Origin of the sequence: Pseudomonas sp. SWRI154 (assembly GCF_014268645.1) — a bacterium.
GTDB lineage: Bacteria > Pseudomonadota > Gammaproteobacteria > Pseudomonadales > Pseudomonadaceae > Aquipseudomonas > Aquipseudomonas marvdashtae.
Genome location: NZ_JABWQW010000006.1, coordinates 101410 through 121609, shown reverse-complemented (window position 1 = coordinate 121609; position 20200 = coordinate 101410). Strand labels below are relative to the sequence as shown.

The following is a 20200-nucleotide window of genomic DNA, read 5'->3' as shown; positions in this document are numbered from 1 at the left end:
TTGACAGAAGCTGCTAGCCGCCGGATTTTTTTGCCTTGAAACCGTGTTTGGTGAGTTCCGCCAGCAGCAGCTCGACGTGATCGCCCTGGATTTCGATGATGCCGTCCTTCAACGCGCCACCGGTGCCACAGCGTTTTTTCAACGTTGTCGCCAGCTCCTTGAGCGCGTCTTCGGCCAGCGGCACGCCGGTGATCGTGGTCACCGTCTTGCCACCGCGGCCTTTACTTTCGCGGCGCACGCGAGCGATACCGTCCCCGGCGGGAATGGCGGTCTGTTTGCAGATGCAGGCATCCACCGGCTGGCGGCAATCAGGACAATGACGACCGGCGTCGGTAGAAAATACCAGGCCACCCAGGGCGGCGAAGGATGCGGCTTTTTTGGCCACCGGCAATCCTCTTCGGAGGACAATGACTGGTCGGGGAGCGAAAGTGCCCCGACCGCGAAGCCCCACTCAGGCAGGGGCAGCGCAACTGGACCGAACGATGTCGGCCAAGCTTGAAAAGTCGCGCAGTGTAACGACAAAAAGCCGACTTGCTAAGGGCCAATCGGCGCCAATTTACAGCTTCTTTGCGACACCCTGTTCGCGGGCTTTCAAATAGCGCCCGAGCGCCGCCAGAGAGTCCGGACAATAAGGCTTGTAGCGGATTTCATCGAGCACCTGCTCGACCGGCAGGAAACGCGCTTCCAGCACTTCCTCCGGTTGCAGGATCAACGGACCGTCCCACACCGCGGAGAATGCCGCACACCACAGGCGACTGCCGGCGTCCTCGAAATAGAAATGGTCATGGGCAATCAGCTCGACGCCGCTTACTCCCAATTCTTCGGCCAGCTCGCGGGCCGCCGACTCGGCGTAGGTCTCGTGCGCCTGCACCATGCCCCCCGCCGCAACGTCCCAGAAACCCGGGTAGATCGCCTTGCTCAAGGTTCTTCGGTGGACGCACAACTCGCCGGCCGAGTTGAACAGCATGATGTAGGTGCCGCGCCCGATCAGGCCGCGCTCGCGCAGCTGCGAGCGCACCAGGCTGCCAAGCAGGTTGTCGTGTTCGTCGACCCAAGCGATCTGCTCGGCATCCGAGGCCACTCGGTGAGCAACCTCACGGGCGCTTTCGTCCATTGATCAGCCCTGGTTCAGCAACTGTCGCAAGTCGATCACCGCCGCATTGGCGCGGGAAATATAGTTGGCCATGACCAGCGAGTGGTTCGCCAATACACCGAAGCCGCTGCCGTTGAGGATCATTGGGCTCCAGACCGGTTCCTGCGAAGCTTCCAGTTCGCGAATGATCTGCCGCACGCTGACCGTGGCGTTCTTCTTCGCCAGCACATCGGCGAAGTCAACCTCGATGGCGCGCAACAGATGCGACAACGCCCAAGCCTGACCGCGGGCTTCATAGAACACGTTATCGATTTGCAGCCACGGCGTTTCCACCACTTCCTCATCCACCTGCGGCACCTGACCCGGCGCCGGGACTTCGGTTTTCAACGCAGTGTTGAGCTTGACCCGGCCGACGCTGGCGGACAGCCGCTGGGACAACGACCCCAGGCGAGTGCCGACATCACCCAGCCAGTTGTTGAGGTTGTCGGCGCGAGCGTAGAACAGTGCGCTTTTTTGCGCCGGGTCGGACAGGCGCGCCTGATAGCGGCTCAACGAATTGATGCCTTCCTGGTATTCCGACTCGCTGGAGGGCAGCACCCAGCTACGGTTGTCGAAGTTGAACCGTGGCTCAGCCTTGGCGAGATCGGCGTCTTCGGCAGATTGCGACTGGGAACGGGCGAAGTCCTTACGCAACGCGCGGCTAAGGTCGCGTACCTGTACCAGCACGCCGTATTCCCAGCTCGGCATGTTGTCCATCCACAGGCCCGGCGGGAAACGATCATTGGAAATGTAACCGCCCTGCTTGGTCAACAAAGTGCCGGCCACGGTCTTGAGGGTTTCAACGGTGGTGTAGCCGACCACCATTTGCCTGCCGTCCTTCTCGGCCGCCGCCTGGGCGTTCTGCTGCACGGGGAACAACGCTGGTTCCTGGCTCCAATACCAGCCGACCGCAATGGTCACCAGCAGATAAAGACCGATGAGCGTGGCCAGTGCCCGGCTGAAAAACACCCCGCCCAGGTAACTGCGGGTGTCCGATTTCGGCTCGGCGGCGCGTTCAGGCGCGCTGCCCGCGCGGTTCTTCCAGTCCAGCATGGCGATGTCCCTTCAATCACTTGAGTTCACGGTTCGACCACAACCTTACATCAACGTGCCTCAGCCGGCATCCGTCGTTGGGCTTATCGGAGTTTTACTGTCGCGAAGCCGAAAGGCTTATAAGGGATTCCCTTAACCGTGCAAGCCATCAATCCAAGGCAAAGAGCATCGATAGAAACCTGAGCCTGTATTGGATCGCACCACGAAGTACCGCGCAGATACTCCTTGAAGAAGCACTGAACCCCTTGTTTCCCGGGGCTTTCCCCTACCCCGTACGGCGCATTCCAGACTGTTCGGTCAGAAACTGAATGACCCCTCTTGGCAGATTATTGACGTACGACACTCATGTAAGGGAAAAGAGGTGCTAGCATAGAGCCACCAGTCGACCTCAGCATGCCCCCTAACTAGTAGTCAGGATATGACCGAGTCAGAAGACCCCAGCCGTGAGCGCCTCAAGCACCACTTTGCCCAGCGGGTAATTCATCAGGCTCGCCAGATCCTTGAGATATGGCAGCGCCTGCAACGCAGCGAGTGGTCGAGCGCCGACCTCTCTGAGCTCAGCGAAGCCAATCTGCGTCTGCTGCGTTTTGCCGAGCGCTTTGAACAACCTGAGCATTACCAGCTTGCCCAAGATATCAGCCAGTCGCTGCAAGCGGTGGACGCCAATCGTGGCCGCCTGAGCAGCCAGTTGATTACCGAAATCAATCGCTTGATGCAACGCCTGTCCCGCACTGGCCTGCGCCACGGCGACCAGCTCGAGCAAACGTTCCTGCCGCCGCTGCGCAAGCCCGTCTATGTGGCGTTGCAAGACCATGACCGCGCCGAGCGGCTGGCCAGGCAGTTGGAGTTCTTCGGCCTCAGTGCCCAGGCGCTGGACAGCGTCGCAACGTTCAAGGCCTCGATGATCGAGCGCCTGCCTGCGGCCATTGTCATGGATGTGGATTTCAACGGCCCTGGTGTTGGCCTGAAGCTCGCAGCCCAAGCCCAGGAAGGACTCGACCAAGCCATTCCGCTGTTATTTTTCAGCTTGCTCGAAACAGATACGCCAACTCGCTTGGCGGCGGTGCGCGCCGGTGGCCAGGAGTTTCTCACCGGCACGCTCGAAGCCTCGAGCCTGCTGGAGAAAATCGAGGTGCTGACCTGTGTCGCCCAATACGACCCCTATAAAGTGCTGATCATCGACGACTCCCGGGCCCAGGCCCTGCACACCGAGCGCCTGCTCAACAGCGCCGGGATCGTCACCCGGACCTTGATCGAGCCGATCCAGGCCATGGCCGAACTGGCGGATTTCCAGCCCGACCTGATCATCCTCGACATGTACATGCCCGCCTGCACCGGCACGGAGTTGGCCAAGGTAATCCGCCACAACGACCGCTACGTCAGCGTGCCGATCATTTACTTGTCCGCCGAAGACGACCTGGACAAACAGCTCGACGCCATGAGCGAAGGCGGCGACGACTTCCTGACCAAACCGATCAAACCCCGGCACCTGATCACCACCGTGCGCAACCGCGCGGCCCGGGCCCGCAATCTCAAGGCGCGAATGGTGCGCGACAGCCTCACCGGCCTCTACAACCACACCCACATCCTGCAATTGCTCGAAGACTGCAGTTTCCGCGCTCGTCGGGAAGGCAAGCCACTGAGCTTTGCGATGCTGGACATCGACCACTTCAAACGGGTCAACGACAGCCATGGCCATCCCATGGGTGACAGGGTGATCAAGAGCCTGGCGCTGTTTCTCAAGCAACGACTGCGCAAGACGGACTTCATCGGACGGTACGGCGGTGAAGAGTTCGCGATCGTCATGCCCGACACCGACATCGACGCCGCCTACAAGGTGCTGGATGAAATCCGCCAGCGTTTTGCCGAGATCCATTACCCGGCCCAACCTCAAGACCTGTGGTGCACCTTCAGCGCCGGCGTGGTCGAAATGAGCGACGAATCCGACAGCCTGGTGATGGCAAGCCAGGCGGACGAAGCGCTGTACCGCGCCAAGCACGCTGGGCGCAACAGGGTACAAAGCGCGCGGCAATCAAAGCAAAGTGCCACCTTTTCATCGGAATCAACCGATTCGGTCATAAACGTGTAACGTAAACGCAATAACTTCAGGCACTTACGATTCTGCCCCCGGTAGACCCTTGATGCGCCTGAAGCTGCTGACCAATCTCAATACCCTTCTTTTAGTTGCCGTGTGCCTTGGCCTCGGCGCCACGCTTTGGTGGTCGCAAATCGCCCTGGAGCGTCCTTATCTGCTGATGGAGCGCTACCTGGGCCTGTCGCGGCAGTTCCAGGGCGAAGTGGCGCGCAACATCGAGGATTATCTGGCCAGCGGTGACGCCCTGCGCCTCAGCGCGGCCACTCAAGCCCTGGAAACTTCGCAGAAAGAGCTGGATCAATTCCCTCCCGAGCTGGCCAATACCCTGCGCCCGAGCCTGTCGAACCTCGACGGTTTCAGCAAGACCGATCTGTTGGCTGCCGGCAAATTGGCCGGTGACCCGCAGGCCTTGTTGCTGCAGGCCGAACGTGAGCTGAGCGCCAGCCTGGATCAACTCGCACAGTACGCCAATGGTGCACCCGCTTATTTGCCACCGCTCTTCGCCGCCTCGCAGCACTTGGGCCGGCTTTCCCTCGCGCGGGATAAATTCGTCAGCAGCGGCCGCAGCGAACTGGCCGCCGATGTCGAGCGAGAATTGGCAAGCATCCGCACGCAAGCCCAGCTACTGGAGAGCCTGCCGTTGCTCGGTGTCACCGCCAGCAGCGAATCGGGCAGTGATGACTTCGCCGCACTGATGGGCCTGCAAACCCAGGAAAAAACCGCCGCCGAAGATGCCGGCATCGCGCTCAAGCGTGAGCTCAACAGCCTGCTCGGCCGCTATCCCGCAGAACTGGCGCGCACCCGCGAGCTGATCCAGAAACGCGCCGAGCTGAGCAATGCCACGCACCTGAAGACCGCAGAAGTGCAAAAAGCAATCGATGCCATGGAGCCGGCGGTGCGCGCACTGCATGGGCAGATCCAGGGCGAAGTGCGGTTGATCCAAGGGGTGATGATTGGGTTGATCCTCTTGATCGCCCTTCTGATCGATACCCTGCAACGGCACCTGGCCCGTACCCTGACCCGTCTGGCCCCAGCCCTGTCGACATGGGCCGAAGGCGACTTCAGCAATGACATCCACGTCGGCGCGAATAACCGCGAGCTGCGCGATATCGAAGCGTCCCTCAATCGCTTGCGCGCGTATCTGGTGGATCTGGTGGGCACCATTCGCCTGAACGCCGAGCAAGTAGCGAACAGCAGCCGGACCCTGGCGGAGTTGAGCGGCGAACTGCACAGCGGCGCCCAATACCAGGCCGGCGACACGGCATTGATCCGCGATTCCCTCAGCGAACTCGAGGCGACCATCCAGCAGGTGGCCGGCGATGCCAGCCAGGCCGCAGCGGCCAGCCGCAGTGCCGGAGACGCGGTGGAACATGGCCAGAAAGTCATTGGCCTGAGCCTCGCCGGCCTTCACGGGCTGGTCGGAGAAGTGCAAGGCAACGCGCAAATGATCGAACAACTGGCCGAGGAGTCGGCGACCATTGGCGGCGTACTGACCGTCATCCGCTCGATTGCCGACCAGACCAACCTGCTGGCCCTCAACGCGGCCATCGAAGCCGCCCGCGCCGGAGAAATGGGTCGAGGCTTTGCGGTGGTGGCCGAGGAAGTCCGTTCCCTGGCCCAACGCACGGCGGGCGCAACCGCCGAGATCCAGGCGCTGATCGCTCGCTTGCAACTGGCGGCGCGACAGTCGGTGGACGGCATGCGCGCCCAGGTCGAACACGCCGAAGCCACCGCCAGCCAGGCACAGGCAGCCGACGGCGCGCTGGATGAAATCGTCGGCGCCATCCAGACCATCGCCGATACGGCGGTACGCATCGCCGATGTCACGGCCCAGCAAAGCGGCGCCGTCAGCGAGATCCGCGATCATAGCGAGCGCATACATCAACTGGGCGGGGATAACCTGATGCGCATCGGCCAGGGGCGGGAACAGGGCGACCATCTCCTGGTGCTGGGCGGGCGTTTGCATACGGCAGTGCGGGCGTTTCGGGTTTAGCACCTGGAAACTGTATGAATCACGTGGCGAGGGAGCTTGCTCCCGCTCGGCTGCGAAGCAGTCGTAGAACCTGCCTACTGTTTTTTTCCGATACACCGTGTTGAATGGTCTTGGGGCTGCTGCGCAGCCCAGCGGGAGCAAGCTCCCTCGCCACAGGGTCGACTCCGAGAGAAGGTGAACACTCACCGTCAACCGCCATCGCCTGTGGGAGGGAGCTTGCTCGCGATAGCGGTGGGTCAGCTTGCATCGATGTCGGATGTGCCGCCGTCATCGCGAGCAGGCTCGCGCCTACAAGGCTCGGCTTCCAACCGCATGACCGAATCAGAAACCTCGGTCACATATTTCGCGCAAACATCGCTCATCGTGCTGGCTATTGCTGAGAACTGGACAGTCATAAAGGCTTTGCGGCATAGTCGCCGGGTTCTGACACCTGCTCACAGATAACAAGGAACAGCAGATGGCGACCCTTTTGGTCCTGCATGGACCCAACCTGAACCTGCTTGGCACCCGTGAACCGGGCGTCTATGGCGCCGTGACACTGGCCCAGATCAACCAGGACCTGGAACAGCGGGCCCGCAATGCCGGCCATCATTTGCTGTATCTGCAAAGCAACGCCGAATACGAATTGATCGACCGCATCCATGCCGCGCGTGGCGAAGGCGTGGACTTCATTTTGATCAATCCAGCAGCTTTTACACACACAAGTGTCGCATTACGTGACGCGCTGCTGGCGGTGAGCATCCCATTCATCGAAGTGCATTTGTCCAACGTGCACAAACGCGAACCTTTCCGCCATCACTCCTACTTCTCCGATGTAGCGGTGGGAGTGATCTGCGGCCTTGGCGCCAGCGGTTACCGACTGGCCCTGGAGGCCGCCCTAGAGCAGCTTGAAAAACAGGCAACAGCTTGAAAAACAAGCGTTAAACGCCCCTGACCGACCCTTGGGAGTTGATGATTCATGGATATCCGTAAAGTTAAGAAACTGATCGAATTGCTGGAAGAGTCCGGCATCGACGAGCTCGAGATCAAGGAAGGCGAAGAGTCCGTACGCATCAGCCGCCACAGCAAGACCCCGGCCCAGCAGTTCTATGCACCGGCCCCGATGCAGGCTCCGGCCGCCGCCCCTGCTCCGGCAGCAGCGCCAGTTGCCGCCGCAGCACCAGCCGCACCGGCCGCGCCAACGCTCAACGGCACTGTCGCTCGTTCGCCGATGGTGGGCACGTTCTATCGCAAGTCTTCGCCCTCCTCGCCGTCCTTCGTTGAAGTCGGCCAGACCGTGAAGAAAGGCGACACCCTGTGCATCGTCGAAGCCATGAAGATGATGAACCACATCGAAGCTGAAACCAGCGGTGTGATCGAATCCATCCTCGTTGAAGACGGCCAGCCGGTTGAGTACGACCAACCGCTGTTCACCATCGTTTGAACCGCGGAGAGCCTTTGATGACTGCGAAGTTGGAAAAAGTCCTGATCGCTAACCGCGGCGAGATCGCCCTGCGGATTCTGCGTGCCTGCAAAGAGATGGGCATCAAGACCGTCGCCGTTTACTCCAAGGCCGACAAAGAACTGATGCACCTGGGCCTGGCGGACGAATCCGTCTGCATCGGTCCGGCGTCGGCTGCGCACTCCTACCTGCACATCCCGGCGATCATCGCCGCTGCCGAAGTGACCGGCGCCACCGCCATTCACCCAGGCTACGGTTTCCTCGCGGAAAACGCCGACTTCGCCGAACAGGTGGAAAACTCCGGTTTTGCCTTCATTGGTCCGAAAGCCGACACCATCCGCCTGATGGGCGACAAGGTGTCGGCCAAGCACGCCATGATCGCTGCCGGCGTACCCACCGTTCCGGGCTCCGACGGCCCGCTGCCGGAAGACGAAGAAACCGCTTTGCGCATCGGTCGCGAAGTCGGTTATCCGGTGATCATCAAGGCCGCTGGCGGCGGCGGTGGTCGCGGCATGCGCGTGGTCCACAAGGAAGAAGACCTGATTTCCTCGGCGAAACTGACCCGCTCCGAAGCAGGCGCGGCGTTCGGCAACCCGATGGTCTACCTGGAAAAATTCCTGACCAACCCACGCCACGTCGAAGTCCAGGTACTGTCCGACGGCCAAGGCCATGCGATCCATCTGGGCGACCGCGATTGCTCGCTGCAACGTCGTCATCAGAAGGTGCTTGAAGAAGCACCGGCACCGGGCATCGACGAACAGGCCCGCGAGGAAGTCCTGGCCCGTTGCGTCAAGGCGTGCATCGACATCGGTTACCGTGGTGCTGGTACTTTCGAGTTCCTCTACGAAAATGGTCGTTTCTACTTCATCGAAATGAACACCCGTGTTCAGGTGGAGCATCCGGTTTCGGAAATGGTCACCGGTATCGACATCGTCAAGGAGATGCTCAGCATCGCCGCCGGCAACAAGCTGTCGTTTACCCAGGATGACGTGGTCATCCGCGGTCATTCGCTGGAATGCCGGATCAACGCCGAAGACCCGAAAACGTTCATGCCGAGCCCAGGCACGGTCAAGCATTTCCACGCCCCAGGCGGCAATGGCGTTCGCGTCGATTCGCACCTGTACAGCGGTTATGCGGTTCCGCCGAACTACGACTCGTTGATCGGCAAGCTGATCACCTACGGGGCGACCCGTGACGAAGCCATGGCGCGCATGCGCAACGCGCTGGACGAAATCGTGGTAGACGGGATCAAGACCAACATCCCGCTGCACCGCGACCTCGTACGTGACGAAGGTTTCTGCAAAGGCGGCGTCAACATCCACTACCTGGAGCACAAGCTGGGCAACCAGCACTGATCCTCCAAGGGATGTAGAAAAAAGACCCCGGTCCATTTGGTCCGGGGTCTTTTTTTGCGCGTCTTTCTCCGGATGCCAGAATCGAATCAGCCCAGCACAACCATGGTGAACTCGTTCAACGCAAGTTGCGCCGCCGTCGCCGGCCTGCCTTCGCGGGTACGAACAGCACCATTGGCATTGGCTACCAGCGGCTCGCTGCGATAGCGCGTCATGAATTTGCGTGCACGCATCGACACAGGGTCGGAGCCGTTTTTCGCCCTCGCCAGTACCGGAATGTAGTAGCGCTCGACCTGACTCTGAGACGTCTTGAATACCGTCGTAACGCCATTGCGCAAATCCAGCGAAACGCCGTAGGTATTACCGAAGCAGGAAGAATACGACCAGTAATCCCAGGTTGGCTGAAGACCCTGGCGCCTCATCACCTGCCTGACGGGTTCACCAATGTCCGCGCCCGTGAGCCAGTCCCCACCTACCAGGGTCACCCGAATATCCTTCGCTGATCCTCCCAGGCGCGACATGACCGCCTTGGTACCGCGTTCGATAAGCTTGCGAATGTTGTGATCAAAATGAATGACCGCTCCTGTCTTGGTGATTGGGTTGTACATGGAAGCGACCACACACGTCTGCGCGTTCAGGGAAAACAGATAGTGATCCGTGATCGCCTCGCTGAACCTCGCCACCACTGCCTCGCCCTGCATCGCCCCCCTTGTTACGTCAGGGAAGACGTGTCCGGGAAACCCCTCCCTTAGATCCCCCACGCGACCCAGATTGCGAACCCCGTCATTGCCGCCCCTCAGGCCAACGGAGTTGTGTACCCATTTGCCATCCGCCAGCCTGCGGATGGGCACGTTATATAACGCACCGGGACGGCTGGCATCCACCAGGCACAAGCCGCCAAAATAAGCATCTTCCCTCACCTGGAAATAACGGCCCCGACTGCGGATGTAATAAGTACTTCGCGGCTGCGATGCGCTGGGTGGGCTTCGGTAGGTGCCGTAAAAAACGCCCTCGTCTGTCACTTGTTGCAACGACTCAGGCGCAACCCTGGCCGCCTGCTTCGACTTCAAGCGAATGGCCCGGAGCAACGGGCCGGTTTCCTTCGCTGCGGCCGATGCCGAGGCGCCACTCAAGCGTTGCGCCGATAGCGATAGCGGCCTCAGCGCAAGCTTCAAGTTCATCGTCGACCGCCCGAGCAGTGCAACCATGCTGGCCGCCCCGAGCACGGCGAACAGGGATCCCCAAGACGCAGCCAGCCAGTCTTCGATGGCCTCCTGGGTATTGCCCCGCACTTGCGCCTCGATCGCCTGCCGGGTACTGATGCCGACAAAGGCTATATCCAGCAACAGGGCAAAGGGTGGGTAGACCATGCAGATGGGCGCCGCCGCAAAGAGCAGTCCTTTGATAACCTGATTCTTGATCACCTCGACACGACTGGTGGTGACATCCTCCACGTCGGTGACAGCTCGCTCGATGTAGGCATCGAACTCTGCGCCGATATCGACCACCCGATTGAATTCACGCAACGTATCGACGCGCAAGGTCCCGCGCGCCAGTGCCTGCAACGAACGCCCGACCGAAGCGCGGGCACTCAGCGCCACCCGCTCCAGGACGTAGTCATGCAATTGCGCCGCGATGCGTCCGGAGAACCCCAGGTAGTTGCGAAACAGAACGCCATCCGGAGCATCGGGCGTATACAGCCAATAGAATCCCTTCGGGTCGAAATAGGCGAAGACATAGACGCCCGACACCACGTGCCCACCCACGGTAAATTTGAGCACGCCTTCGCGCATTACGGCCGTTGCGGAATAAAGGGAGCTGCCAGCAGCTTCTCTGTCGCCCAGCAGCGTGACCTGCCGGGTAAGCCAGCGAAATTCGTCGGAGCTCAACGCAGACTGACCGTAGGCGATACGCAGGTCGCGGTCGATCTTGGCCAACAGCATGTAGCGGCAGGCATCGCGGCGCTTCGAGTACTGCGGGACATTGGCATCCAGGAATCTGCCGCGAACGTACCTGGCGTATTGTTCGCCCAGGTAGGCCCTTCGAATATAAAGCGCCAGGTCAGCGCTGCGAACCTGTCCGAGATCCTGGCCAACGGAGGAGCGCACGCCTTTTATGGGGTTATCGATGCCCGAATTGTCGTCATACCCGTGGATGGCAAGCTCCAGCAGGCTGGCAACCCTCCATTCGCCTGCCAGTCCCGGCTGGTAGTCGATAAGAACAGTCGCAGGATCCACCGGCTCTTGCACACCTTTGCTGCGCATGTAGGGCGCAATCGCTTGCGTGACGCTACGTTTGGCGAAGTCCACGAAGACTTCATAACCCATGAGCTGCTCGTGGAATAGCTGTTGATGGAGCAGCAATTCCTGCCACAAGCCACTGATGCTGCGCCGTGACTCAAGCGACAAAGCCGCGTACCAACGAGGCGACTCGCTCATTTCGACCTGCATCAGGTTATGGGCCACCCCCGTCAGGACAGCGCGCTCAAGGCAGGCCCTGAAACCTCTCAGCGTTCCTCTGGGATCCTTGCTCAAATCCCAGGATGTCGGCATCTCCTTCACGCGGAGAAAATATTCCCGGGCCCTGTCACGATCATTCGGCGCGAGCTGCTGCAGCAGATATTGGCGACCGGCTTCGCTGGCAGTCCAGAGCCCTATCTCCGCGCTCACGGCCCGAAGCGAAGGCAACGAAATCCATTCCTGGCCATCGGGCTTTCCGGGGGCGTAGAGCAGTATTCCACTGATTACCCCCCGCGCGTCCTGGCGGAAAAACAACAGCAGCTCAGCACATTTGAATGCTTCGGGCAGTTCGACATTGGAAACATGCAATCTACCGGCGGTTTGCACGGGGAGCTCACCCTCCCACAAAAGATTCAGATCCTCGTGGTTCACCACCGTGATATGTCCGGTGCACCGAGCGACAAAGGCACTGTGACGCAATCTCGCCATGAACCAATCGAGCATGGCGTCCTGAAGGTCAGCGCCGTCATATCGGCTCGACAGCGCAGACAGATATTCAGCGGGGGCATCCACGTTCGCCAGTAATTGGGCCAGGAATTGGGGTGACAGGGGCTGGTTGCGGAGCATGGCGCCGTTTTCCACCAGAAACACCGACACGGCGTCCGGCCGGATCGGCCCCGTCGCCATCAAATCACTCAAGCGATAGGTTCGTGTTGGCTGCCCCATTACCGTTCGCCACCGCAACTGCACGCGAATGTTGTCCGGCTCGACTTCCATGTCGAGCTCGCGCCTGACGTAGTCCTTGGCTAAATGTCGGGCGAAACTCTTCAGCGAGCTCAAGCCGTCGAGCAGCTCATCGACCAGTGCCTGCGCTTGCAAGGCGTGTTCATGCAGAGCCTTTAGCCAATTAAGGTCGGCGTCACCCAGCCCCCGCAGCCAATCCGGCAACTGTAGACGTGCCAGCCCCGCCAGTTCCCGTCGCTCCTGTTTGGTTGCGAGCGCGGTCAATTGACCCATGCGACGCCAGGCGTCTTGAAGCTCTTCAATTTTCCCGCGCAATTCTTCCATATCCAGCCCGATCAGTTGGTCTGGCTGGAAAAGCGCATCGATCGCGGCCATGTGCTCGTCGAGCTTTTCCTGGACGATGGTGCCGAGCTGGGCATCATTCCCAAGCACCTTCCAGTGGCGCCCCAGATAATCCTTGTAGTGGTTGATGAAGGCCGAGACTGTTCCTTCCAGCGCTTGGGCGATGGCATCCCGGCGCTCCGCGGCAAATCCCAGATCCGGCCCGTCGGGCCAGCGATAAGGCGCATCCTGGTGCTCGTCGTAAGCCTCGGGGGCTTGATGAACCAGCCGTCGCAGCGCCGTGTCGAGCAGGGTGCCGACGAAGTGCGGGTCGATGTTGCCTTGGTAGAAATGGGTGCGCAGCTCGACCAGCAAGTACTCCTCCAGTATCTCCATCAAGGTCATCTGCGCTTGCATCCGGGCGTCGATAGCCGCTTGCCAACGCGCCAGTTTTTCCAGAACCGCTTGGGTGGTGACCTCCTGCGAAGAAGACAGCGGCCCCGCGTCATCCCTGTTTCGTTGCCACTCGGCAATGTTGTCCATACACATTCCTCCCTGTTTTGTGGACCAGCACCTTATCCGCACTGCGACACGCCGATGTCATACATATGTATATCGAAACACCCGTCCGGGCTGTCCAGGACGCGCTTATCCACTTTGATAGCGACCTGGCGTACACTGCGCGCCTTTGCAGCCCCGCGCTGCCCCCCGTGGATATTTTCAAAGGTGCCCGCCATGCCTTGGCTGCAAGTACGCCTGGCCATCAGCCCGGAACAAGCCGAAACCTACGAAGACGCCTTCCTTGAAGTGGGCGCGGTATCGGTGACCTTCATGGACGCCGAAGACCAGCCCATTTTCGAGCCGGAGCTCAATACCACGCCGCTGTGGTCCCATACCCACCTGCTGGCGTTGTTCGAGGGCGGTACCGAGGCTGAGAGCGTGCTCGCTCACCTGGAGCTGCTGACGGGCAGCCCATTGCCCGAACATCACAGCGAAGTGATCGAAGACCAGGACTGGGAACGCAGCTGGATGGACAACTTCCAGCCGATGCGTTTCGGCCAGCGCCTGTGGATCGTCCCGAGCTGGCATGCCGCGCCAGAACCGGATGCGGTGAACTTGCTGCTGGACCCGGGCCTGGCGTTCGGCACCGGCACCCACCCGACGACCGCGCTGTGCCTGGAATGGCTCGACGGCCAGGACCTCAAGGGCTGCAACGTGCTCGACTTCGGCTGCGGCTCGGGGATCCTGGCGATTGCCGCGCTACTGCTGGGCGCCAAGGAAGCGGTCGGCACCGACATCGATGTCCAGGCCCTGGAAGCCTCCCGCGACAACGCCGGGCGCAACAACATCCCCGAAGCGCTGTTCCCGCTGTACTTGCCACAGGACTTGCCACAGGTCCAGGCCGACGTACTGGTGGCCAATATCCTCGCCGGCCCGCTGGTGTCCCTGGCGCCGCAACTGTCGAGCCTGGTCAAGCCAGGCGGACGCCTCGCGCTGTCAGGTATCCTCGCCGAACAAGGTGAAGAAGTCGCCACCGCTTATGCTGCGGACTTCGAGCTGGACCCGATTGCCAATCGCGATGGCTGGGTGCGCATCAGCGGACGTCGGCGCTAGAATGGCTGCCTGTATCAACCGGATTGCCGCATGACCGACAGCTTCGTCACTCAATGCCCGCATTGCCACACCAGTTTCCGCGTCAGCCATGGTCAATTAAGCGTGGCACGCGGAGTGGTTCGTTGCGGCTCGTGCTTGCAAGTGTTCAATGCCGCCCGGCAACTGCTGGAGCAACGCGCTGTCAAGGACATCGCCGCGCCGCCGGCTTCGCCCGTCAAGCCTGCCGTCGAAGCCCCGCGCGCCATCAGCCAGAAACAATGGACGGCCGCCGAGCTGGACCTCGATGACCTGGATAAGGAACTGGCTCGCCTGGAACGGCGTGACAAGCGAGCACCAGACACCTTTGGCCGGCGTCGTGAAGACAACCTGAGCGCCCAGCGCGAACATCTTTCGAGCGAGCAGGAGCCCTGGTCCGACAGCCTCTACAGCGAGTCCCCCGCCGAACGCGCCGAAGCCGCCATCCAGCCGCCCCTCGAGCCGTTCGAGCCCCATGAACCCGCGCGACCGCCGCGGACCGAACCATCCTTGTCGCTGGCGCTCGAACCGCTGGAACCGGACGACGAGCCTGTCGCCCCGCTGAGCCTCACGCCGGACGACGAACCCCACGAACACCTCGAACGCCTGTCCGCCACTGATGGTCTCGACGACGAACCCGAACAAGCGGCGCCGCTGCGCAAGTCACGGGAACGCCAGGAACCGGGGATACGCGCCGAAGCCCTCCACGACCTGGACGACGACCCGCTGCAATTGGACTGGCGCAAGCGCCGTACGCCCTGGGGCCGTCGCCTGCTCTGGGGCCTGTTGATACTGCTCGCCGCTGCAGCTTTAGGCGGTCAGTACATCGCGTACCATTTCGAAGAACTGGCTCGCCAGGACCAATACCGCCCCTGGTTCTTGCAAGTCTGTCCGGCGATTGGCTGCGACGTGCCGTCCAAGGTCGATATTGCCAAGATCAAAAGCAGCAACCTGGTGGTGCGCAGCCATCCGGAATTCAGCGGTGCCCTGGTGGTGGACGCGATCATCTACAACCGCGCGCCCTTCTCCCAGCCCTTCCCACTGCTGGAGCTGCGTTTTGCCGACCTCAATGGTCACCTGATCGCCAGCCGTCGCTTCAAGCCAGGCGAGTACCTGGGCGGCGATCTCGAGGGCCGCGGCGAAATGCCGCCGCAGACGCCTATTCATATTGCGTTGGATATCCTGGACCCGGGCCCAAAAGCGGTGAACTACAGCCTGAGCTTCCATTCACCCGAATGAAGCCCACCAGGGCCGGCCGATTGACGACAGCTTTCTGACTCGCCTGACCCAGACCAAACCGCTGGCGATAACAAAATAGCTGTTCAGATTTTATCCAATTCGACCTTTATCCAGTCATCGAGAGCGGGTATCATGCCAACCCTTTTTCGAAGTCTCATGATCCGGCCCCACTTCAGGGAAGTCCTATGTCGGCGGTACGCATCGGCCCATATACATTGCAGAACGGTCTGGTTCTCGCCCCCATGGCGGGCGTCACCGACCAGCCCTTTCGTCAGTTGTGCAAACGATTGGGTGCGGGCCTTGTGGTCTCGGAAATGGTGACCAGCGACATGAGCTTGTGGAACACCCGCAAATCGCGGCTGCGCATGATCCATGAAGGCGATCCCGAGCCCCGCTCGGTACAGATCGCCGGTGGCGACGCGCAGATGCTGGCGGAGGCAGCCCGGGCCAACGTCGAACTGGGGGCGCAGATCATCGACGTCAACATGGGCTGTCCGGCGAAGAAGGTTTGCAACAAGGCTGCTGGCTCGGCGCTGTTGAAGGATGAAGCGCTGGTCACCGAGATCCTGCAGGCGGTTGTCGCCGCGGTCGATGTGCCGGTGACCCTGAAGATCCGCACCGGGTGGGACCGGGAGAACAAGAACGGCCTGACAGTGGCGAAGATCGCCGAACAGGCCGGTATCACAGCGTTGGCGGTCCATGGCCGCACCCGTGCTGACCTGTACACCGGCGAAGCCGAGTACGACACCATTGCCGCGATCAAGCAGGCGGTGTCCATCCCGGTCTTTGCCAATGGCGACATCGACTCGCCCGAGAAGGCCCGGTACGTGCTGGACGCGACCGGTGCCGATGGCCTGTTGATTGGCCGGGCTGCCCAGGGGCGGCCATGGATTTTTCGTGAAATCGAACACTACCTGCGAACCGGCGAAAAACTCGCTGCGCCGATGTTGTCCGAGGTGGAACGTATTCTGCTAGAGCATCTGGCCGCGCTGCATGCCTTCTATGGAGAAGTCATGGGCGTACGCATCGCTCGCAAGCATGTGGGCTGGTATCTCGCAACCCTGCCGGGCGCCAGGGAGTTTCGCGCCCGTTTCAATCGTTTGGATGGTACGCAAGCACAATGCGCCGACGTTCAGGCGTTTTTCGCCGAACGTTACAAGAGCCTGACAGGGGACGAAGGGGTGGCCGCATGACGATGATGACCGAGACTTTAGTGAGTGGAATAGCACCCGTGAGCGACAACGTGAATTTGAAACAGCACCTCAACACGCCCAGCGAAGAAGGCCAGACCCTTCGCGGGAGCGTCGAGAAGGCGCTGCACAATTATTTCGCCCACCTTGAGGGCGCTGCCGTCACGGATGTGTACAACCTGGTGCTTTCCGAAGTCGAGGCGCCGCTGCTCGAAAGCGTGATGAACTACGTCAAGGGCAACCAGACCAAGGCCAGTGAGCTGCTGGGCCTGAACCGCGGCACCCTGCGCAAGAAACTCAAGCAGTACGATCTGCTGTAAGCATTCAATCAAACCAGAAAGGCGCCCGCGTAAAAAACGGTCGCCTTTTTTGCTGACTTCCCTTGCTTTTGATGGAACTTGAAATGACCGACCAGACCACCCGCCTGCCGATCCGCCGCGCCTTGATCAGCGTCTCCGACAAGACCGGGATCCTCGAATTCGCCCGCGAGCTGCAACAGTTGGGCGTAGAGATCCTCTCTACCGGCGGGACCTTCAAGTTGCTGCAGGACAACGGCGTCGCAGCAGCGGAAGTCGCGGACTACACCGGTTTCGCGGAAATGATGGACGGTCGCGTCAAGACCCTGCACCCGAAAATCCATGGTGGGATCCTCGGTCGTCGCGGCATCGATGACGCCATCATGAACGAGCACGGCATCAAGCCGATCGACCTGGTAGCGGTCAACCTCTACCCGTTCGAAGCCACCATCAACAAGCCCGGCTGCGACCTGCCGACCGCCATCGAGAACATCGACATCGGCGGCCCGACCATGGTCCGCTCGGCGGCCAAGAATCACAAAGACGTGGCCATCGTGGTCAACGCCAGCGACTACGCCAGTGTGCTGGAGAACCTCAAGGCCGGTGGCCTGACCTACGCCCAGCGTTTCGACCTGATGCTCAAGGCCTTCGAACACACCGCCGCCTACGACGGCATGATCGCCAACTACATGGGCACCGTGAACCAGGCCGCTGAAACCCTGTCGACCGAAGGCCGCAGCGAATTCCCGCGCACCTTCAATACCCAGTTCGTCAAGGCCCAGGAAATGCGCTACGGCGAGAACCCGCACCAGAGCGCGGCGTTCTACGTGGAAGCCAAGCCTGCCGAAGTCGGCATCGCCACGGCCACCCAGTTGCAAGGCAAGGAGCTGTCGTTCAACAACGTGGCCGACACCGACGCCGCGCTGGAATGCGTCAAGAGCTTCGTCAAGCCAGCCTGCGTGATCGTCAAGCACGCCAACCCGTGCGGCGTCGCGGTCAGCCCGGACGCCGAGGGCGGCATCCGCCAGGCCTACGAACTGGCCTACGCCACCGACACCGAGTCGGCCTTCGGCGGCATCATCGCCTTCAACCGTGAACTGGACGCCGAGACCGCCAAGGCCATCGTCGAGCGTCAGTTCGTCGAAGTGATCATCGCCCCTTCGGTCAGCGAAGAGGCCCGCGCCATTGTTGCCGCCAAAGCCAACGTTCGCCTGCTGGCTTGCGGCCAATGGTCGGCTGACCGTGCGCCAGCCTGGGACTACAAGCGCGTCAATGGCGGCTTGCTGGTCCAGAGCCGCGACATCGGCATGATCGGCAGCGAAGACTTGAAAGTGGTGACCCAGCGCGCCCCGAGCGAACAGGAAATCAATGACCTGATCTTTGCCTGGAAAGTCGCCAAGTACGTTAAATCCAACGCCATCGTCTACGCCAAGAACCGCCAGACCATCGGCGTCGGCGCCGGCCAGATGAGCCGCGTGAACTCGGCCCGCATCGCCGCGATCAAGGCTGAACACGCCGGCTTGCAGGTACAGGGCGCGGTCATGGCCTCCGATGCGTTCTTCCCGTTCCGCGACGGTATCGACAATGCGGCCAAGGTCGGCATTACCGCAGTGATCCAGCCGGGCGGCTCGATGCGTGACGCAGAAGTGATTGCCGCGGCCGACGAGGCCGGCATCGCGATGGTATTCACCGGCATGCGCCATTTCAGGCATTGAGGGCAGCGGTAAGCTTCAAGCTGCAAGCGGCAAGTTAAGAGCAGGCCTGTGGCGCTCTGCTTGCCTTTGCAAACTCACTCATTCAAAGCCATAAGCTGCAAGTTAGAATCGCGCATACCCGCTCTGACTTGCAGCTTGTAGCTTGCAGCTTCTCCGAAGGAGTCTTTCTTTGAACATTTTGATCATTGGCAGCGGTGGCCGTGAACACGCCCTGGCCTGGAAAGTGGCTCAGGATCCCCGCGTGCAGAAGGTTTTCGTGGCGCCAGGCAATGCTGGCACCGCCATCGAAGCCAAGTGCGAAAACGTTGCCATCGACGTATTGGCCCTGGAACAACTGGCTGACTTCGCCGAGAAGAACGTTTCGCTGACCATCGTCGGCCCGGAAGTACCGCTGGTCGCCGGCGTAGTCGACCTGTTCCGCTCCCGCGGCCTGGACTGCTTCGGCCCAACTGCCGGCGCCGCGCAGCTGGAAGGCTCCAAGGCCTTCACCAAGGACTTCCTGGCACGCCACAAGATTCCGACTGCCGACTACCAGAACTTCACCGAAATCGAACCAGCGCTGGCGTACCTGCGTGAAAAAGGCGCACCGATCGTGATCAAGGCCGATGGCCTGGCCGCCGGCAAAGGCGTGATCGTTGCCATGACCCTGGTCGAGGCCGAAGACGCAGTGCGCGACATGCTCGCCGGCAATGCCTTCGGTGACGCCGGTTCACGCGTCGTGATCGAAGAGTTCCTCGACGGCGAGGAGGCCAGTTTCATCGTCATGGTCGACGGCAAGAATGTCTTGCCGATGGCCACCAGCCAGGACCATAAACGTGTCGGCGACGGCGACAGCGGTCCGAACACCGGCGGCATGGGCGCCTACTCTCCCGCGCCGGTGGTCACCGCCGACGTTCATCAGCGCGTAATGGACCTGGTGATCTGGCCAACCGTGCGCGGCATGGCCGAGGAAGGCAATGTCTATACCGGTTTCCTCTATGCTGGCCTGATGATCGACAAGGCTGGTAACCCAAAAGTCATCGAATTCAACTGCCGTTTCGGCGATCCTGAGACCCAGCCGGTCATGCTGCGCCTGCAATCGAGCCTGGTGTTGCTGGTGGAAGCCGCCCTGGCCCAGGCGCTGGACAAAGTCGAAGCCCAGTGGGACCCACGTCCGAGTGTTGGCGTTGTACTGGCAGCCGGTGGTTACCCCGGCGATTACGCCAAGGGTAGCGTTATCAAGGGCCTGGAAGGCGCGGCCCAGTTGGAAGGCAAGGTGTTCCACGCTGGCACGGCATTGAAGGACGACCAAGTGGTTACCGCCGGTGGTCGCGTATTGTGCGCCACGGCAATGGGCGCCAGTGTCGACGCCGCACAGCAGCAAGCCTACAAGCTTGCCGCGCAAATTGATTGGGAAGGCTGTTTCTACCGTAAGGACATTGGCTACCGTGCCATTGCCCGCGAGCGTGGCGAAAACCTGGAATAACCCGGCCATTCAGCCAGACAAGGGCTCATGGCCCTTGCCTGGCTGACCGGGCGCCGCGCATAGTTATCATCTGGCA

At 61.0% G+C, this 20200-nt stretch carries 15 protein-coding genes; 11 read left to right on the top strand and 4 right to left on the bottom strand.

Annotation, left to right across the window (positions count from 1 at the left end):
* Positions 1-13 precede the first annotated feature (13 nt).
* The 3 genes from HU806_RS07670 to HU806_RS07660 all read right to left on the bottom strand — a co-directional run bounded on the left by HU806_RS07670 (position 14) and on the right by HU806_RS07660 (position 2185).
* Positions 14-385 (bottom strand): translation initiation factor Sui1, encoded by a 372-nt coding sequence (locus HU806_RS07670; RefSeq protein ID WP_186610816.1) that lies wholly within the window; start codon positions 383-385, stop codon positions 14-16.
* 171 nt (positions 386-556) lie between these two features.
* Positions 557-1114 carry an NUDIX hydrolase gene (locus tag HU806_RS07665; RefSeq protein ID WP_186610815.1) on the bottom strand — a complete coding sequence of 186 codons (558 nt, stop codon included), beginning with the start codon at positions 1112-1114 and terminating at the stop codon, positions 557-559.
* Positions 1115-1117: 3 nt separating this feature from the next.
* Complete coding sequence (locus HU806_RS07660; protein ID WP_186610814.1) at positions 1118-2185, bottom strand: DUF2333 family protein; 1068 nt, start codon at positions 2183-2185, stop codon at positions 1118-1120.
* A gap of 418 nt (positions 2186-2603) precedes the next feature.
* Between HU806_RS07660 and HU806_RS07655 the strand changes: the two genes are divergently transcribed.
* From HU806_RS07655 to accC, 5 genes are all read left to right on the top strand, one after another.
* Positions 2604-4274: a response regulator gene (locus tag HU806_RS07655; protein ID WP_186610813.1), complete on the top strand. Its 1671-nt coding sequence runs from the start codon at positions 2604-2606 to the stop codon at positions 4272-4274.
* Between the two features lie 52 nt (positions 4275-4326).
* Positions 4327-6273 (top strand): methyl-accepting chemotaxis protein, encoded by a 1947-nt coding sequence (locus tag HU806_RS07650; RefSeq protein ID WP_186610812.1) that lies wholly within the window; start codon positions 4327-4329, stop codon positions 6271-6273.
* Between the two features lie 457 nt (positions 6274-6730).
* Positions 6731-7183: a type II 3-dehydroquinate dehydratase gene (gene aroQ / locus HU806_RS07645; protein ID WP_018605716.1), complete on the top strand. Its 453-nt coding sequence runs from the start codon at positions 6731-6733 to the stop codon at positions 7181-7183.
* A 48-nt stretch (positions 7184-7231) separates the two neighbouring features.
* Entirely contained in the window at positions 7232-7696 is a 465-nt protein-coding gene (accB, locus tag HU806_RS07640) for an acetyl-CoA carboxylase biotin carboxyl carrier protein (RefSeq protein WP_053118072.1), read from the top strand.
* A gap of 17 nt (positions 7697-7713) precedes the next feature.
* Positions 7714-9069: an acetyl-CoA carboxylase biotin carboxylase subunit gene (accC, locus tag HU806_RS07635; protein WP_018605713.1), complete on the top strand. Its 1356-nt coding sequence runs from the start codon at positions 7714-7716 to the stop codon at positions 9067-9069.
* An 86-nt stretch (positions 9070-9155) separates the two neighbouring features.
* On the opposite strand, the gene HU806_RS07630 is transcribed toward accC, so the two are convergent.
* The gene (locus HU806_RS07630; RefSeq protein WP_238350134.1) at positions 9156-12965 is read right to left on the bottom strand and encodes a dermonecrotic toxin domain-containing protein; all 3810 of its coding nucleotides are present in this window, start codon (positions 12963-12965) and stop codon (positions 9156-9158) included.
* 360 nt (positions 12966-13325) lie between these two features.
* Here HU806_RS07630 and prmA point away from each other — a divergent pair, with 360 nt between their 5' ends.
* The 6 genes from prmA to purD all read left to right on the top strand — a co-directional run bounded on the left by prmA (position 13326) and on the right by purD (position 20124).
* Positions 13326-14204 (top strand): 50S ribosomal protein L11 methyltransferase, encoded by an 879-nt coding sequence (gene prmA, locus HU806_RS07625; RefSeq protein ID WP_186610810.1) that lies wholly within the window; start codon positions 13326-13328, stop codon positions 14202-14204.
* 30 nt (positions 14205-14234) lie between these two features.
* Positions 14235-15458 (top strand): DUF3426 domain-containing protein, encoded by a 1224-nt coding sequence (locus tag HU806_RS07620; RefSeq protein ID WP_186610809.1) that lies wholly within the window; start codon positions 14235-14237, stop codon positions 15456-15458.
* Between the two features lie 185 nt (positions 15459-15643).
* Entirely contained in the window at positions 15644-16651 is a 1008-nt protein-coding gene (dusB, locus tag HU806_RS07615; RefSeq protein WP_186610808.1) for a tRNA dihydrouridine synthase DusB, read from the top strand.
* On the top strand, positions 16648-16968 hold the full coding sequence (gene fis / locus HU806_RS07610) for a DNA-binding transcriptional regulator Fis (RefSeq protein WP_186610807.1): 321 nt from the start codon (positions 16648-16650) through the stop codon (positions 16966-16968). The genes dusB and fis overlap by 4 nt, the downstream gene beginning before the upstream one ends.
* Before the next feature lie 83 nt (positions 16969-17051).
* Entirely contained in the window at positions 17052-18659 is a 1608-nt protein-coding gene (gene purH / locus HU806_RS07605) for a bifunctional phosphoribosylaminoimidazolecarboxamide formyltransferase/IMP cyclohydrolase (protein ID WP_186610806.1), read from the top strand.
* A gap of 169 nt (positions 18660-18828) precedes the next feature.
* The gene (gene purD / locus HU806_RS07600) at positions 18829-20124 is read left to right on the top strand and encodes a phosphoribosylamine--glycine ligase (protein ID WP_186610805.1); all 1296 of its coding nucleotides are present in this window, start codon (positions 18829-18831) and stop codon (positions 20122-20124) included.
* Positions 20125-20200: the final 76 nt, after the last annotated feature.

Bases quoted from the DNA above. Each gene is read 5' to 3' on its own strand.
- HU806_RS07665 (WP_186610815.1), bottom strand. From the start codon at position 1,114: ATGGACGAAAGCGCCCGTGAGGTTGCTCACCGAGTGGCCTCGGATGCC.
- HU806_RS07660 (WP_186610814.1), bottom strand. From the start codon at position 2,185: ATGCTGGACTGGAAGAACCGCGCGGGCAGCGCGCCTGAACGCGCCGCC.
- HU806_RS07655 (WP_186610813.1), top strand. From the start codon at position 2,604: ATGACCGAGTCAGAAGACCCCAGCCGTGAGCGCCTCAAGCACCACTTT.
- HU806_RS07650 (WP_186610812.1), top strand. From the start codon at position 4,327: ATGCGCCTGAAGCTGCTGACCAATCTCAATACCCTTCTTTTAGTTGCC.
- aroQ (WP_018605716.1), top strand. From the start codon at position 6,731: ATGGCGACCCTTTTGGTCCTGCATGGACCCAACCTGAACCTGCTTGGC.
- accB (WP_053118072.1), top strand. From the start codon at position 7,232: ATGGATATCCGTAAAGTTAAGAAACTGATCGAATTGCTGGAAGAGTCC.
- accC (WP_018605713.1), top strand. From the start codon at position 7,714: ATGACTGCGAAGTTGGAAAAAGTCCTGATCGCTAACCGCGGCGAGATC.
- prmA (WP_186610810.1), top strand. From the start codon at position 13,326: ATGCCTTGGCTGCAAGTACGCCTGGCCATCAGCCCGGAACAAGCCGAA.
- HU806_RS07620 (WP_186610809.1), top strand. From the start codon at position 14,235: ATGACCGACAGCTTCGTCACTCAATGCCCGCATTGCCACACCAGTTTC.
- dusB (WP_186610808.1), top strand. From the start codon at position 15,644: ATGTCGGCGGTACGCATCGGCCCATATACATTGCAGAACGGTCTGGTT.
- fis (WP_186610807.1), top strand. From the start codon at position 16,648: ATGACGATGATGACCGAGACTTTAGTGAGTGGAATAGCACCCGTGAGC.
- purH (WP_186610806.1), top strand. From the start codon at position 17,052: ATGACCGACCAGACCACCCGCCTGCCGATCCGCCGCGCCTTGATCAGC.